This is a genomic window from Pseudomonas sp. LBUM1643 (assembly GCF_059716215.1).
The window spans coordinates 2,402,085-2,417,353 of the sequence record NZ_CP166813.1 but is presented as its reverse complement, the minus strand read 5'-3'; the positions used below and the strand labels follow the sequence as shown (position 1 = coordinate 2,417,353).

At 61.2% G+C, this 15,269-nt stretch carries 12 protein-coding genes; 4 read left to right on the top strand and 8 right to left on the bottom strand.

The features are described 5' to 3' along the window. Window positions 1-216 precede the first annotated feature (216 nt). The 4 genes from ycaC to ACA063_RS10880 form a co-directional block, all read right to left on the bottom strand. On the bottom strand, window positions 217-843 hold the full coding sequence (ycaC, locus tag ACA063_RS10895) for an isochorismate family cysteine hydrolase YcaC (protein WP_008032694.1): 627 nt from the start codon (window positions 841-843) through the stop codon (window positions 217-219). Between the two features lie 69 nt (window positions 844-912). After that, window positions 913-2,751: an amidohydrolase family protein gene (locus ACA063_RS10890; protein ID WP_490145869.1), complete on the bottom strand. Its 1,839-nt coding sequence runs from the start codon at window positions 2,749-2,751 to the stop codon at window positions 913-915. Then, entirely contained in the window at window positions 2,748-3,359 is a 612-nt protein-coding gene (locus ACA063_RS10885) for an antibiotic biosynthesis monooxygenase (protein ID WP_497665845.1), read from the bottom strand. The genes ACA063_RS10890 and ACA063_RS10885 overlap by 4 nt, the downstream gene beginning before the upstream one ends. Window positions 3,360-3,751: 392 nt before the next feature. Then, the gene (locus ACA063_RS10880; protein WP_497665844.1) at window positions 3,752-4,672 is read right to left on the bottom strand and encodes a LysR substrate-binding domain-containing protein; all 921 of its coding nucleotides are present in this window, start codon (window positions 4,670-4,672) and stop codon (window positions 3,752-3,754) included. 156 nt (window positions 4,673-4,828) lie between these two features. Between ACA063_RS10880 and ACA063_RS10875 the strand changes: the two genes are divergently transcribed. After that, window positions 4,829-5,269, top strand: a complete 441-nt coding sequence (locus ACA063_RS10875; protein ID WP_497665843.1) for a helix-turn-helix domain-containing protein — start codon at window positions 4,829-4,831, stop codon at window positions 5,267-5,269. A 148-nt stretch (window positions 5,270-5,417) separates the two neighbouring features. On the opposite strand, the gene ACA063_RS10870 is transcribed toward ACA063_RS10875, so the two are convergent. Then, window positions 5,418-5,993 (bottom strand): flavodoxin family protein, encoded by a 576-nt coding sequence (locus ACA063_RS10870; protein ID WP_497665842.1) that lies wholly within the window; start codon window positions 5,991-5,993, stop codon window positions 5,418-5,420. Between the two features lie 519 nt (window positions 5,994-6,512). Here ACA063_RS10870 and ACA063_RS10865 point away from each other — a divergent pair. Beyond that, window positions 6,513-9,335, top strand: a complete 2,823-nt coding sequence (locus ACA063_RS10865; RefSeq protein ID WP_497665841.1) for an ATP-binding protein — start codon at window positions 6,513-6,515, stop codon at window positions 9,333-9,335. Here ACA063_RS10865 and ACA063_RS10860 read toward each other — a convergent pair. Then, window positions 9,300-10,784: an ATP-binding protein gene (locus tag ACA063_RS10860; RefSeq protein ID WP_497665840.1), complete on the bottom strand. Its 1,485-nt coding sequence runs from the start codon at window positions 10,782-10,784 to the stop codon at window positions 9,300-9,302. The two genes, ACA063_RS10865 and ACA063_RS10860, sit on opposite strands and share 36 nt — an antisense overlap. 168 nt (window positions 10,785-10,952) lie before the next feature. After that, the gene (locus tag ACA063_RS10855) at window positions 10,953-11,903 is read right to left on the bottom strand and encodes a GlxA family transcriptional regulator (protein ID WP_497665839.1); all 951 of its coding nucleotides are present in this window, start codon (window positions 11,901-11,903) and stop codon (window positions 10,953-10,955) included. Window positions 11,904-12,136: 233 nt separating this feature from the next. Between ACA063_RS10855 and ACA063_RS10850 the strand changes: the two genes are divergently transcribed. After that, window positions 12,137-12,859, top strand: coding sequence for a pirin family protein (locus tag ACA063_RS10850; RefSeq protein WP_497665838.1), 723 nt, complete (start codon window positions 12,137-12,139; stop codon window positions 12,857-12,859). Between the two features lie 132 nt (window positions 12,860-12,991). Here the strand turns inward: ACA063_RS10850 and ACA063_RS10845 are convergent, their stop codons facing one another. Then, window positions 12,992-13,867: a LysR family transcriptional regulator gene (locus ACA063_RS10845; protein ID WP_497665837.1), complete on the bottom strand. Its 876-nt coding sequence runs from the start codon at window positions 13,865-13,867 to the stop codon at window positions 12,992-12,994. A 111-nt stretch (window positions 13,868-13,978) separates the two neighbouring features. On the opposite strand from ACA063_RS10845, the gene ACA063_RS10840 reads away from it, so the two are divergent. Continuing rightward, window positions 13,979-15,241 carry a YbfB/YjiJ family MFS transporter gene (locus tag ACA063_RS10840; protein WP_497665836.1) on the top strand — a complete coding sequence of 421 codons (1,263 nt, stop codon included), beginning with the start codon at window positions 13,979-13,981 and terminating at the stop codon, window positions 15,239-15,241. Window positions 15,242-15,269: the final 28 nt, after the last annotated feature.

Sequence of the window (15,269 nt, the reverse complement as noted above, 5' to 3'; positions counted from 1 at the left end):
CACATAAGGAGTGCCGCGCATTGGCGTAATGCTGTACGCATTACATTTGTGGCGAGGGGATTTATCCCCGTTGGGCTGCGAAGCGGCCCCAAAACCTGCAACCGAGGTGTATCAGGTACACCGCGTATGATGGTTTTGCGCCTGCTTCGCAGCCCAACGGGGATAAATCCCCTCGCCACAGTATCGTGCTTGCCTGAAACTGTTATTGGTGCTCGCTTATTTCGAAGTCAGCACCGAATAGCTGTTCATCAAATTGCGATAGTTCGGAATGCGCGGCGACAGCAGGTTTGCCAGGCCTTCCATGTCGTTGCGCCAGTCACCCTGCAGCTCGCAAGCCACCGAGAACCAGTTCACCAGTTGTGCACCGGCTGCAGCCATGCGCGCCCAGGCGGCTTGCTGCACGGTTTCGTTGAAGGTGCCGGAAGCATCAGTCACCACGAACACTTCAAACCCTTCAGCCAGTGCCGACAACGTCGGGAAGGTCACGCACACGTCGGTCACCACACCGGCAATGATCAACTGCTTACGGCCAGTGGCCTTGACCGCCTTGACGAAATCTTCGTTGTCCCAGGCATTGATCTGGCCTGGACGCGGGATGTACGGCGCGTCCGGGAACTGCTCTTTCAACTCTGGAACCATCGGGCCGTTCGGGCCATTTTCGAAGCTGGTGGTGAGGATCGTCGGCAGTTTGAAGAACTTGGCCACGTCGCCCAAGGCCAGCACGTTGTTCTTGAATTCGTTCGGCGAGAAATCCTGAACCAGCGAGATCAGGCCCGTCTGGTGGTCCACCAGCAGGACAACTGCGTCGTCTTTGTTCAAGCGTTTGTAAGGCACATTGCTCATGTAAAACTCCTCGATGGATGGGTGTTACAGACAGCGCCGACGCGATCGGCCGACGCTTTTTTGTGAGTGTCAGAAGGCAAAACAGGAGCAGCCGAAAGCGCCCCAGAACCCGGCGAAATCGCTGACTGGCGCGTTCGATAACCGTGCCCGGTCGTGGCTGTGGGCGTGTACGCCGCACGGTCCGCTGCAATGGTGAACCTGGGCCTGCATCGGCGAGGTCGGGCGCCAATGGCCGGGGACTTTCACCACGGGCGACCAGTCCGGCAGCACCGGGACGCTGGCCGGCCCGAGTTTTTCAAAATCACCGGCGGCATACACCACCTTGCCGCCCACCACGGTCAACACCGATTCGATCCACTTGATGGCTTCTTCATCGACGCTGAAAAAGTCTGCGCTGAGCGCCGCGACGTCAGCCAGCTGGCCGACTTTGATCATGCCCTTCTTGCCCTGTTCGGAAGAGAACCAGGCGCTGCCGTGGGTAAACAGCTCCAGCGCGGTCTGCCGGGAAAGGCCCTCGCTATGCAGCTCCAGACCACCGACGGTACGGCCGCTGACCATCCAGTACAGGGAAGTCCACGGGTTGTAGCTCGACACCCGCGTGGCGTCGGTGCCCGCGCCCACCGGCACACCTTCGGCCAGCATGCGCTTGATCGGCGGCGTTGCTTCGGCGGCTTTGGCGCCGTAACGCTCGACAAAATATTCGCCCTGGAACGCCATGCGATCCTGAATCGCAATGCCACCGCCCAGCGCCCTCACCCGCTCGATGTTGTGCGGGGTGATGGTTTCCGCGTGATCGAAAAACCACGGCAAGCCATTGAACGGAATGTCGCGATTGACCTTCTCGAAGACGTCGAGCATGCGACTGATGGATTCGTTGTAGGTGGCGTGCAGGCGGAACGGCCAGCGCTGTTCAACGAGATGGCGGACCACCGGTTCCAGTTCGTCTTCCATGGTTTGCGGCAGGTCCGGACGCGGCTCAAGGAAGTCCTCGAAATCCGCCGCAGAGAACACCAGCATTTCCCCGGCGCCGTTGTGCCGCAAAAAGTCATCGCCCTGATGCAGGGTCACGCTGCTGGTCCAGTTCTTGAAGTCGGCCAGCTCTTCCTTGGGCTTCTGGGTAAACAGGTTGTAGGCGATGCGAATGGTCAGTTGCTGGTCTTTCGCCAACTGCTCGATCACCTGGTAATCGTCCGGGTAATTCTGGAAACCGCCACCGGCATCGATGGCACTGGTCAGGCCGAGACGGTTGAGTTCACGCATGAATTGGCGCGTGGAGTTGACCTGATACTCCAGCGGCAACTTCGGCCCCTTGGCCAGCGTCGAGTACAGAATCATCGCGTTGGGACGCGCCACCAGCATGCCGGTCGGATCGCCGTTGGCATCACGGACAATCTCGCCACCCGGCGGATTCGGCGTGTTGCGGGTGTAACCGGCCACGCGCAACGCCGCTCGGTTGAGCAAGGCACGGTCATACAGGTGCAGCACGAACACCGGCGTGTCCGGCGCCGCCTGGTTGAGTTCTTCGAGGGTCGGCATGCGCTTTTCGGCAAACTGGAATTCGTTCCAGCCACCCACTACCCGCACCCATTGCGGCGTCGGCGTGCGATCGGCCTGTTCCTTGAGCATGCGCAGCGCATCGGCCACGGACGGCACACCTTCCCAGCGCAGTTCGAGGTTGTAGTTCAAACCGCCGCGGATCAGGTGCAAGTGTGAGTCGTTGAGACCGGGGATCACACAACGACCCTTGAGGTCGATCACCTGGGTATTTGCACCCCGCAACGCCATGGCCTGCGCATCGGTCCCGACCGCGACGAAACGGCCTTCGCTGATGGCCACGGCGCTGGCGAGCGGGTTTTCCCGGTCAACGGTATGGAATTGGCCATTGAATAAAATCAGATCGGCGTTCATCGCGTTTCCTTTGGCTGAGTGGAAGAGGACAGCCAGGGCGCGAACAGGCGCGTCGCCATCGGCATAAACAGGTAAACCACCGACACCACGATGGTCAGGGTGATCAGGAAAGTCGCGACGAAGTAGCTGGAGAGAAAGGCATTGAGTCGCAGCACCGGCCCCCAGATCAGCGGCACCAGCAAGGTGTGCGGCAGAATCACCAACAGTGTCACCACCGCCTGCTTCCAGCGTGGCGGCGGCGTTGAAGCGTCGACCTGCGGCGCGAACCAGAACTCGTTGACCGGGTTGACCTCGGTCTGGTCGCCGTCGGCGAGCATCGGCGTGGCTTCGTTCACCAACGCCAGCCGTTGCGGCGAGTCGAGCCAGCGCTGCATCGCCTCCGTGGAGCAAAAGCGCAGCACGCAGGTGTAGAAATCCAGGCCGGCGTTCTTGCCCCGAATCACGTCCACGCCCAAGTGCCCTTCCTGCTGCCCGGCAATGGCAACGATATTGCGCAACCAGGCTTCATACGGCACTTCAAAACCGGCCTTGACCCGGTGTTTGACCACCAGCGTCACGACCTCCTCAAAGCCCTTTGCGGGCGTGTCGAGTGAGTTTGATTCAGGCATAACGCAAGGCTCCGGAGAAACGCACAAACCCCGACATGCAAGTCGGGACATGAGTGGATAGTGCCGGTATGGGCGCGGGGGAAATTGGATGTGTGTGCTGTTTTCGGGTTAGGTGTAAAAGCACCATGGCTGGAGTGAGTCGATGCTCAGCTCGGTGTAGGTGGTGTCTGGGTCACCGCAATCGCTAGCAGGCTAGCTCCCACAGTTGGGCTGGGTACATTCATGGGATCAGGTTGAGGGGCAGGCCGCCATCGCAGGCAAGCCAGCTCCCACAGGAACGAGTACAGCCGCATGAATCGGGTCGGCTGTCAGGCCGCCATCGCGAGCAGGCTCACTCCTACAAGGGGATCGGGTTCAGACCAACGAGCCAGATCGCCCCGAAAACCACCTCATCACGACAGAATAGGCAACGGCCTGGACATGAAATCACTGATCCGCGACCGCAACCAGCGCTCCGCCGGATCGTTATCATGCACCCCACTCCACGCCATCGACAGCTGCGCCGCCTCAATCGGAAAAGGCGGATCCTCAGCACGCAACGCACACCCCTCAACCAACGCAAACGCCGCATAATCCGGCACCGTAGCGATCATCTCGGTGCCCGCCAGCAACGCCCGCAACCCACTGAACTGCGGCACCCCCAACACCACCCGCCGGCAACGCCCGATCTTCGCCAGATCCAGATCGATGTTGCCACTCAGATCGCCCGAAAACGACACCATCGCATGCGGTCGCTCACAGTACTCATCCAGCGTCAGTGGGCCCGGCCTTTTATCACCGCGCAGAATCTTGCAGGGAATGTCGCGCAACGTCTTGCGCTTGGCATTGGCCGGCAGGTCCGTGGTGTAACTCACCCCTACGGAAATCTCCCCCGATGCCAGTAACGCCGGCATCAACAAAAAGTTCGCCCGTCGCACCACCACAATGATCCCCGGCGCTTCCTCACGCAGGTGCGTTAACAACGGCGGAAACAGACCGAACTCGGCATCGTCCGACAGCCCGATGCGAAACACATCGCTACTGGTCGTCGGATCGAACTCCTTGGCCCGGCTGACGGCGCCCGAGATGGTGTCCATCGCCGGCTGCAGCTCCTTGAGAATCGCCAGCGCCCTCGCCGTCGGTTCCATGCCACGGCCGTTGCGCAGCAGCAACGGATCGTCGAACAGGTCCCGTAACCGACCCAACGCCGCACTCACCGCCGGTTGCCCCATGAAGAGTTTTTCGGCGACACGTGTCAGGTTTTTTTCGAACATCAAGGCCTCGAAAATGACCAGCAGGTTCATGTCGACGCGGCGTAGATCATTACGGTTCATTGGCAAGGTTCCTTAGGTGTTCAGCCAGGCGCGAGGAGGATGATTGTGTCTGAGTTTGCTTGAGAGCGCCCGGCATAAAAGTGAAATTAACAACGATTAACTCGCCAGTCAGAGCCTTGCGAACAAGAATGAGTTTCACCGACACGGACCTCTGCCATGGCTCACTTTCAGCAAAACACCGCCCGCGCGGCAGTCACTGAAACGCGAAAGAAAAACACCGGCGGTCTGACTCCGTGGCGCGAACAACTGGCCAAGCAACTGATTCTCGAGCGTCTGGGTGAAACCGTGGAAGTGACCGAACTGGCGCGCGCCTGCGCCCTCTCGCGCAGTCATTTTTCACGCGCCTTCAAGTGCAGCACCGGGCTCTCGCCCCAGGACTGGATTCGTCACCAGCGCATCTCCCGTGCCAAGCAGCTGATCCAGAGCACCGACCTGTCCCTGACGCAAATCAGCCTGGAATGCGGTTTCTGTGACCAGGCACATTTCTGCCACATCTTCACCCGCAGTGAAGGCATCAATCCGTTTGCATGGCGCTGCCGGACTGTGCGCAGCCAGCTCGCGTCCTCCGCCTACACGTCTCAACTTCACGCTCGATAGTCCCGACGAAGCCTGAACGTCCAAACCTCGCGCTCAATTCCCTGACAACACAAATCCTGTAGCAGCTGCCGAGCCTGCGAGGCTGCTGCTACAGGTATTACGGCGCAGTTGTTTCTGCCAGCGCGAGCCTTTGCGTGGATTGGATGGATCAATTCGAGGAACGGGCCATGCGTTCAGCAAGGCGCGCCACGCGTTCGCCCAGATGCGCGGCGGTGCAGCGATCTTCAGGCGGTGGCGCCTGTTCGGGAGGTTGCTCGACGTTGGACTGGGACATGGCGCCCAGCGAACTGCCGAGGCGATTCATTTGCCCCTCGAACACCCCCGTGCTGGAGCGTGCGGGCAACAGGTCGAGGCCGACCCAGATCATCGAATGCTGCGCGGCGAATACCGCCATCTGCAGCAAGGTGTTGAGTTTGTCGCCGCACAGGCAGCCGGAATTGGTGAAGCCGGCGGCAAGCTTGTCGTGCCAGGGTTGGGACAGGTAGAACGCGGCCGTGGCGTCCATGAAGGCCTTGAAGGGCGCCGAGGCGCTGCCCATGTAAGTCGGGGCGCCAAAGATGATCGCGTCGGCGCGGTGCAGACGGTCCCAGTGATCGTCCACCTCCTCCACCGGAACCAACAGGCACGTACTGCCCAAATGCCTCTCCACGCCTAGCGCCACGGCTTCGGCCATGACCCGGGTGTGCCCGTAGCCGCTGTGATAGACCACCACCACATTGCTCATTCCGGTGTTGCTCCAGAGAGGTGGAATTCCTTGTCAGGCTGTGGAGTTGCTGGACGGTATCGGGCTACCAAAGCCGTCAACGCGCACCCGCAAAGCCGCAAAACCCGTAGGAGCTGTCGAGTGAAACGAGGCTGCGATCTTTTGACTTTGGCTTTTAAAAACAAGATCAAAAGATCGCAGCCTCGTTTCACTCGACAGCTCCTACAGAGACAGATCCAAAATGATGCACATCCGTAAACCGCACAACCGCGGCCCCGCTGTTCACACAGTCCTGAGTCTTGGCCCTGACTCCCGCCGCGACGAGTTAAACGTTGTTAATTTTCAATCGCGCGCCGAACATCTGGACGCGCCGCTGACCACCGCTACGCTGAGTCAATACGGCGCCTGCGACAATGGCGTGAAGGCGCCGGTCACGACGAACACCCGGGAGTCATCCAGCCCGCTCGTTGCACTGGCGCCCAAACCTGAGGAATATGCTCGAAAACCGCGTACTAGACGGATGCAAGCAGGAGTGTCCCGTTGACCCTTTCCCCCACACAGGCCATCCATTTCGGCCCTTACCGGATCTACCCTGGACGACGTCTGGTGCTTGAGGCCGACCAGCCTCTGCGCCTGGGTCGGCGTGCCATGGATATTCTGTTGATCCTGCTGGAACATGCAGGACAGGTGGTCAGCAAGCAGAACCTGATCGCCGGGGTGTGGCCCAAAAGCGTCGTCGAAGACATCAATCTGCGGGTGCACATGGCGGCGCTGCGCAAAGCCCTTGGCGACGGCCAGGCTGGCCAGCGCTACATCATCACCGTTGCCCAGCGCGGGTACAGTTTTGTCGCGCCTTTTTCCCTGGAACAGGTTGAGTCCCATTGCGCCGGTGAAGCGGTCGAACCGAGTCGCCATAACCTGCCCGTGCGTAACACCCGCCTGATCGGCCGCCAGACGCTGGTCGACAACCTGATGACGCAACTCGTACGCCAGCGTTTCATTACCCTGGTCGGCCCCGGTGGTATCGGCAAGACCACCGTGGCCCTGCGCGTTGCCGAACAACTGATCGGGCGTTACCGCGACGGGATACGTCTGCTGGACCTGGCACCGATCAACGATCCGCTGATGATCACCGCGCACCTGGCCACGCTGCTCGATTTGTCCCTGCACGATGCCGAGCCGATAAGCGGCCTGGTAACGTTCCTGCGCGAGCGGCAAATGCTGCTGGTGATCGACAACTGCGAACACCTGATCGACGCCGTTGCACTGCTCTGCGAAGACATTTTGCGCGGCGCCCCTCACGTGCACATTCTGACCACCAGCCGGGAAGGTTTGCGGGCCGAGGGCGAGTTCGTGCAACGTCTGGAATCACTGGATTGCCCGCCGCCGATTGCGGTGCTCGATCGAGATCAGGCGCTGACGTTTTCGGCGCTGCAACTGTTCGTCGAAAGGGCCATGGCCAGCCACGACAGCTTTGAACTGACGGACGCCGACCTGCCGCTGTTGATCGACATCTGCCACCGCCTGGACGGCATTCCGTTGGCCATCGAACTGGCGGCGGCGCAAGTGGGTCGCTTCGGCCTGAGCGGTTTGCTGACCCAACTGCAGAGCAGTTTTCGGCTGCTGACCCAGGGTTCCCATCTGAGCCTGGCGCGCCATCAAACCCTGCGTGCGACCCTGGATTGGGGCTTCGAACTGCTCAGCCCCTGCGAGCAAACCTGCCTGCGCCGCCTCGGTGTATTCAGGGGCGGTTTTACCCTGGAATCCGCAGCGGCAGTGATCGTCGGCGAACAGATCGAACCGTGCGAAGTGTTCGGCTCGATCACGCAACTGGTGGCCAAGTCCCTGCTGAATGTGGAGGTCGGTGACGAAGAGGTGTTCTACCGCTTGCTCGACACCACCCGTGGCTATGCACTGGAAAAACTCGACCAGGCCCATGACTTGCCGGATACCCGCAAACGCCATGCCGAACGCTTTCTGGCGCTGATGAGCCAGGCCGCGCAAGACTGGGAGCTGATCCCGACAAACCTGTGGATCGAGCGCTACGCCCGGAGCCTGGCGGACATCCGCGCCGCCCTCGACTGGGGCCTCAACGCCGAGGGGCCCCAGGCGCTGGCCATCCAGTTGACGGCGACCTCCACTCCGCTCTGGCAGGAACTGTCGCTGCTCAAGGAACACGGTACTTACGTGCGCAAGGCACTGATCCTGCTCGACGCCACGCCAGAGCCCTCACCCCTGTTGCAGATGACCCTCAAGCTCGCGCTCGGCAGCTCCTGCTACCACAGCCAGGGCGGCACGACCGAAACCATCGAAGCGTTCGTCAGCGCTCGATCCCTGGCCAGACAGTGCAACGATGTGGCCGGTGAACTGCGGGCGGTCTCCGGATACATGGCGGTCAACCTCAGTTGCGGCCACTATCAGATGGCGCTGGGGCAGAGCCAGCAATTCGACCGGTTGGGGCTGCACGGCGAAGAAGTGTTGTCCCTGAGCACGCACCGCTTGCGCGTGCTGGCCCTGCACTTCGCCGGCAACCAGCGACTGGCGCGGGTGAACGCTGAACAGGTGATCCAGCGCATGGCCCAGAGCGGCCACCTCAACCGTTTCACTCACGGCTTTGGCGTGCAATACGATCAGAGCGTGGCCTCGCTGACGATTCTGGCGCGCATCCTCTGGCTGCAAGGCCAACCGGAACAAGCCTGGCGCACGGCCCGGCAGGCACTGGACATCGCGATCCAGATCAATCACGGCACGTCCATCTGCTACACCCTGGCGCTGGCGGGCTGTCTGATCGCACAGTACAACGGCGACACCGGCACTGCCCGTGAACTGTTGCGCTTACTGCTGGAGCAAGCCCAGAAGCATTCCGTCCAGCTGTTCTACAACTGGGCGCAACACTATGCGCAGGTGATCGGTGGTACCGAGGTCAAGGTCGTCCCGTTGCCCGGTGCCGGGCTGATCAACGAAATCATGGTGACGCTGGACACCGGGTGTGTGGATGAGGCGTTGGTGCTGAGGGCGAACACGGGGGCGGCCGGTTGGAGTACGGCGGAGATTTTACGGGCCCGGGCAATGGCCCTATTGGCGGAGGATCCGCCGACCGAAGCCGCCGCCTGCAGCAGGGTTGAGACGGCCGAGACTATCTTGATCAGGGCGTTGAACGTGGCGCGCAGTCAGGGCGCGCTGGCGTGGGAACTGCGAAGCGCGACGGCCTTGGCACAGCTGTGGCAACGCCAGGGAAAACGGCTGCAAGCGCATGAATTGCTGTCGCCGATTTATGAGCGTTACACCGAAGGGTTTGCCACACCGGATCTGATCAACGTCCGGCAGTTACTGGACGAGCTCCAGGGGCACTTGCACGCCTGACACCCAGCGCGCCCGGCTCACGTAATGGGCGTAACGCGCCTCGAACAGACGCAGTTCGCCGCTGTGTTCGAGCTTCTCCAAGGCATAGGTGCGCGTGGTGTTGAGGAAGCGATAGCGCGCGGTGCCGTTGGTCCGCTCCAGAGACAGCAGCGATTGGGCGACAAGCCGTTCCATCAGCGCCTTCAAGCGGACGGGGCTCAGCACCTCGCAACTGATTACGCCGATGGCCGCATCGAGGGTGAACGACAGGTTGAACACGGCCAGGCGTTGCAACAGGGTTTGCTCCGTCTGACTCAACCGTTCATAACTCCAGTCCAGCGCAGCCTTGAGGGTTTGATGCCGTGGCACGGCGGTGCGCCGCCCTTGGGTCAGCAGCTGGAAAACGTTATCCAGCTGAGCCTGCAGCCCGACCAACGCCAACGCGTCGATTTGCGCCGCCGCCAGCTCGATGGCCAGCGGCAATCCATCGAGACGTCGACAAATTTCTCGGACCGCCTCGAGGTCCTGTTCACGCAGTGCAAAGCCTTGCTGACGGGCACGGGCCCGGCTGACGAACAGCTGCACCGCCGAATAGCCCATGACCTCGGCAACGCTGTGCATCGCCGAGGCCGGTGGGACGGCCAGTGGTGACAGGCGCTGGACGGTCTCCCCCGCCGCCTGCAAAGGTTCGCGGCTGGTGACCAGAATCGACAGCCGAGGCGCCGCCTGCAGCAAATCATCGACCAGCGTCCGGCAACGCTCCAGCAGGTGCTCGCAATTGTCGAACACCAGCAGGGCATGACGCTGGGCCAGGACATCCAGGGTTGTTCCGACTGGCAATTCAAGGCTTTGCGTCAACTGATCGACCACCCGCGCCGGGTCTTCGATCACCGAGAAATCCACCCGCCAGACCCCATCGCGATAGTGCTGCAACAGCAGTTCGGCGACCCGCAATGCCACGGTGGTCTTGCCGATACCTCCGGGGCCGACCAGGGTCATGAGACGCCGAACCGGCAACTGCCTGACCAGACTGCCGACAATCGAATCCCGCCCCGTCACGGATGTGAGGCGCGCGGGCAAATTGTGCTGGGGTTTGTGCGCCGTCTCGAACGAGACCAGCGCCTCCACACTCTCGGCCTGCACCGGGGCAACAAAGCTATAGCCGCGCTGAGGTACGTTGACGATGTAGTGGTGGCCGTTCTGCCCGTCGCCCAGCGCCCGACGCAACGCCGCGATGTGCACGCGCAGGCTGATTTCTTCGACCACGGAAGTCGGCCATACCCGGGCGATCAGCTCGTCTTTGCTGACCACGGTGCCGGCATGTTCGACCAGCACCTGCAAGATATCCAGCGCCCGACCGCCCATGCGCAAAGGCCGGTCACCTTCCAGGATCAGCCGTTGTTGCAGGTGAAAGGCGTAAGGGCCGAATCGCAGCACCGTATCGCTGTTCAAATCTCTGAGACTGTTCATGCACTTCACGTGCTGAAATCTGGTCCGGCGCACCCATTGCACGCTTACCCGGATTCCCGCACCTCCATTGCAATTGGTTCTCATCTATCTTGGCAGGCATCGGTGACAGCACAACTGCGGCGATGGGAGCGTCACGGCCATCTCGGTGCGCACAACGGACAATTGCCCCTAGCTGAACTGTTCGCGGTACTGGGTCGGGGTCAAACCGAGCTTTTCACTGAACAGGAAACGCATGTGCCGGACACTGCCGAAACCGCTCTTGAAGGCGACGGTCTTGAGCGGCAACTCACTGGTTTCCAAGAGGTTTCTGGCATTGTCGATGCGTGCGCTCTGGAGGAATTCCATGGGCGTCATGTTCACGTCCCGGGCAAATACCCTGGCGAAATGGCGGGGGCTCATGGCCGCCAGACTGGCCATGCATTCGATGCTGAAGGGCTTATCGAGGTGCTCAAGCACATGGTTCTGGACCCGTGTGATGGCGGTTTCGTGAGGAGCCACCGCCGCCATCAACGGACTGAACTGCGCCTGGCCTCCTTGGCGTTTCATCACCACCAACAGCACTTTCGCCACGTCCTGGGCGACTTTCTTGCCGTGGTCTTCGGCCACCACAGCCAATGCCAGGTCGATGCCGGCGGTGACGCCTCCGGACGTAATGAGGTTGCGGTCTTGCACGTAGATCTGATCAGTCTCGACGGTCGCGTTGGGGAAGCCCTTGATCAGCCGTTCGGTGTAATGCCAGTGAGTGGTCACGCGATACCCGTCGAGCAAGCCGGCGTGCCCGAGTACAAACGCACCGGTGCAGATCGAACCGTATCGACCGGCGCGATGGGTCGCGCGCCGAAGCCAGTCGAGCAACGGTGGGTGTTTTTCGTTGTAAGCGCCCGGCCCACCGGGGACCAGCAGCAGGTCATAGCGGTCGCCCGCTTGATCGATGTGCACATCCGCCGTGATGTTGACGCCGTTGGAAGCCCGCAGTGCGCCATGTTCGGTGCCGATGGTCGACAGTTCGTAACGTTGATCTTGCGCCAGGTATCGATTGGCGATGGAAAACACCTCCATCGGACCGGCCATGTCGAGCAGGAGAAAGTCGGGGAACAGCACCATTGCCACTGTTTTCATGGGGTGGATTTCTTTGAGGTCAAAAGAGTTAACTGCCTGAACACCGAACTTGGGGTGCTGTGCATTATGGCCAAAAACAGCGCAGACGTCGGCCAGGAATAGGTGATGCACCGCACATTACTGTCAACCTCAACGGGACAGTGTTTCAATTTTCATCTACTTATTGCATCCGCCAGTAACCATTAACCTTCTCCTCACTCGGACGAATCAACGTCCACACAGGAGAATTCATCATGCTGACCCTTCGCAAAGCTTCCGATCGCGGCTTGGCCAATCACGGTTGGTTGAAGTCCTTCCACACCTTTTCCTTTGCCAACTACCGCAACCCCAAAGAGCAGGGTTTTTCCGACCTGCTGGTGATCAACGATGACCGTGTGGCGGCCGGCAAAGGCTTCGGCCAGCACCCCCATCGCGACATGGAGATTTTCTCCTATGTGCTCGAAGGTGCGCTGGAACACAAGGACACCCTGGGCACCGGTTCGGTGATTCGCCCTGGCGATGTGCAGTTGATGAGTGCCGGCAACGGCGTCGCCCACAGCGAATACAACCACTCGGCGACACGCCCGGTGCACTTCCTGCAAATCTGGATCGTGCCGGACGTCAGCGGCGCCAAACCGCGCTATCAGCAGGAGCATTTCAGCACTCAGAAAAAGCGCGGGCGCTTGCAGCTGATCATTTCACCCGAAGGGACCCACGGTTCGCTGAAGGTGCGTCAGGATGCACGGGTGTATGCCGCGCTGATCGATGGCAAGGAAAGCGCCACCCTCGAGTTGGCCGCCAATCGATACGCCTATGTGCATGTAGCCAGTGGCAGTGTCGAGCTCAATGGCATGCAGTTGCAGGAAGGCGATGGCGTGCGCGTTCGCAATGAGCAGGTGTTGACGTTGAGCAACGGCGTGGATGCCGAGGTGCTGGTGTTTGATTTGCGGCCGCAGGAATTGCCTGAAATGCCGTAGAACCCTTGCGTCCTCCTGTAGCAGCTGCCGAGGCACGAGGCTGCGTTGCGTGTCCGCAGGACCGCCCTCGGGGGCCGCTGCGCAGCCCAACGCAGCCTCGTACCTCGGCAGCTGCTACAGGGGATTTGTTTGTTACTCACCACTTCCGGAAAAGCCCGCAACCACTTCATCGATGACCGCGCGCACCCGTGCGGTATGTCGCAGATCCGCATGGGTGACCAGCCACACGTCGTAGGGCACCGGTCGTGTGCGCTCCGGCCACACCCGCACCAGCCCGTCCCTCTCTCCCATGTACACCGGAATTTCCCCCAGCCCGATTCCCGCGGCAATGGAACGGCGCACCAACAGGCCGGAACTCAGGCTTGAGACGATGCGCCCACGGGTCACCGGTTCCGACACCAGCGTCATGTCCTTGTTGCCCTGCAGATACGGCTGGTACACCACCAGGTCATGCCCCTCGAACGCCGAACCCGGTTGCGGCAGGCCGTGGGTATCGACATAGGTTTGCGACGCAAACAGCCCCACTGGCCACCGGGCAATTCGCCGGGCAATCAGGTCCGGGTTCTCCGGCCGGGTGTTACGCACGGCGATGTCGGCCTCGCGTTTGGCCAGGCTGAGAATCTGCGTGGAAGCGTCCAGTTGCACCCGCACGTCGGGGTGCAGGGTATGCAACCGGGCAATCGCCGGGATCAGGAAATCGATGGCCAGGGAGTCCGTGGTGCTGACCCGGACTGTGCCCGTCAGCCGGTCATCCAGTCCTTGAATCTGACGTTGCAGCTGCAGCGCGGAATGCTCCATTTTTTCCACGGCCTGCAACGCCGCTTCGCCGACCGCCGTCAGCACGTAACCCTCTGAGGTGCGCAGAAACAACGTTGCGCTCAAAGCCTTTTCCAGCGACGTAATGCGACGGCCAACAGTCGCCTGATCGACCCCCAATACCCGCGCCGCGCCCCTGAGCGTCGATTCCCGGCACACCGCGAGGAACACCCGCGCGTCATCCCAATTCATAACCACCCCCATTGATGCATCGATGCATCACGATAACGCAGAATCGCTGCGTTATTGCATCAAAGATCCGGGATAGGCTGAAGGCCGGAAGAACCTCTCAGGACATTTGCCATGCACAACTCATCGAGTCACCCGCCGAGCGCGATCTGGCTGCCGATCTTCGCCGGACTCTGCGCCAGCCTGGTCAGTATTGGCCTGGCGCGGTTTGCCTATACGCCGTTGATTCCTTCGTTGATTGAGGCGCACTGGTTTTCGGCCAGTGACGTGGTTTACCTCGGCGCCGCCAACCTGGTGGGCTACCTGATCGGCGCGCTGATCGGCCGGCCGCTGGCACATCGCACGTCCAACAAAAGCGCGCTGCGGCTTATGATGCTTATCGTCACCCTGTCGTTTTTTGCCTGTGGTTTTCCCTTGTCAGTGAGCTGGTTCTTCGGCTGGCGCCTGCTGTCGGGCGTTGCCGGTGGCGCGATCATGGTGCTGGTGGCCGCGACTGTGTTGCCGCACGTACCGGCAGCCCGTCGAGGACTGGCCAGCGGGGCGATTTTTCTGGGCATTGGCTTGGGCATTGCGGGTTCCGGGACCCTTGTGCCGCCGCTGCTGAGCCTGGGTTTGCAGCAAACCTGGTTCGGCCTTGGCGCGTTGGCTCTGGTGCTGACGGCAGCAAGCTGGTTTGGCTGGCCGTCGGATAAACCTGTGGCGAGCGCACTGGCATCGGTCAACGAGACCAGGCACCCGATGGATCCGGGCGTGTACCTGTTGTTTGCCCAGTACGCTTTTATGGCTGCGGGGCTGGTGCCGGCGATGGTGTTCCTGGTCGACTACGTGGCCCGCGGGCTGGGTGCCGGACCGCATGTCGGTGCGCTGATCTGGGTCATGTACGGCCTTGGCGCGATCATCGGCCCGGTGAGCTATGGTTTTCTCGCGGATCAATTGGGGGCGAAGGTGAGCATTCGCCTGGTGCTGGTGGTGCAGGCGATTGCTGTGGGGCTGCTGTCGATCTCCAGCTCGTTCACTACGCTCGCGGTGCTGGCGGTGATCCTGGGTTCATTCCCGCCGGGCATTGTTCCACTGGCACTGGCCCGGGTGCATGAGTTGATCCCGAGCCATCATCAGCAGCAGGTTGCCTGGAGCCGCGCGACGGTGTCGTTCGCAACGTTCCAGGCAATCGCAGGGTTTGCGTACTCGGCGTTGTTCAATGTGAGCGGCGGCCATCACGCGGTGTTGTTCGAGATTGCAGCGGGGGCCATTGTGGTGGCGTTGTTGCTGGAGGTTTTGACGATCAAAAGATCGCAGTCTCGCTTCGCTCGACAGCTTCTGCAGGATAGCGCCAATCCCCGCCGTCCCCTGCCGCCCCCTGTAGGAGCTGTCGAGTGAAACGAGGCTGCGATCTTTTGACCTCCCC

What these genes read in the sequence shown, in the direction of transcription:
- ycaC (WP_008032694.1), bottom strand. Translation starts at nt 843, where the DNA reads ATGAGCAATGTGCCTTACAAACGCTTGAACAAAGACGACGCAGTTGTC.
- ACA063_RS10890 (WP_490145869.1), bottom strand. Translation starts at nt 2,751, where the DNA reads ATGAACGCCGATCTGATTTTATTCAATGGCCAATTCCATACCGTTGAC.
- ACA063_RS10885 (WP_497665845.1), bottom strand. Translation starts at nt 3,359, where the DNA reads ATGCCTGAATCAAACTCACTCGACACGCCCGCAAAGGGCTTTGAGGAG.
- ACA063_RS10880 (WP_497665844.1), bottom strand. Translation starts at nt 4,672, where the DNA reads ATGAACCGTAATGATCTACGCCGCGTCGACATGAACCTGCTGGTCATT.
- ACA063_RS10875 (WP_497665843.1), top strand. Translation starts at nt 4,829, where the DNA reads ATGGCTCACTTTCAGCAAAACACCGCCCGCGCGGCAGTCACTGAAACG.
- ACA063_RS10870 (WP_497665842.1), bottom strand. Translation starts at nt 5,993, where the DNA reads ATGAGCAATGTGGTGGTGGTCTATCACAGCGGCTACGGGCACACCCGG.
- ACA063_RS10860 (WP_497665840.1), bottom strand. Translation starts at nt 10,784, where the DNA reads ATGAACAGTCTCAGAGATTTGAACAGCGATACGGTGCTGCGATTCGGC.
- ACA063_RS10855 (WP_497665839.1), bottom strand. Translation starts at nt 11,903, where the DNA reads ATGAAAACAGTGGCAATGGTGCTGTTCCCCGACTTTCTCCTGCTCGAC.
- ACA063_RS10850 (WP_497665838.1), top strand. Translation starts at nt 12,137, where the DNA reads ATGCTGACCCTTCGCAAAGCTTCCGATCGCGGCTTGGCCAATCACGGT.
- ACA063_RS10845 (WP_497665837.1), bottom strand. Translation starts at nt 13,867, where the DNA reads ATGAATTGGGATGACGCGCGGGTGTTCCTCGCGGTGTGCCGGGAATCG.
- ACA063_RS10840 (WP_497665836.1), top strand. Translation starts at nt 13,979, where the DNA reads ATGCACAACTCATCGAGTCACCCGCCGAGCGCGATCTGGCTGCCGATC.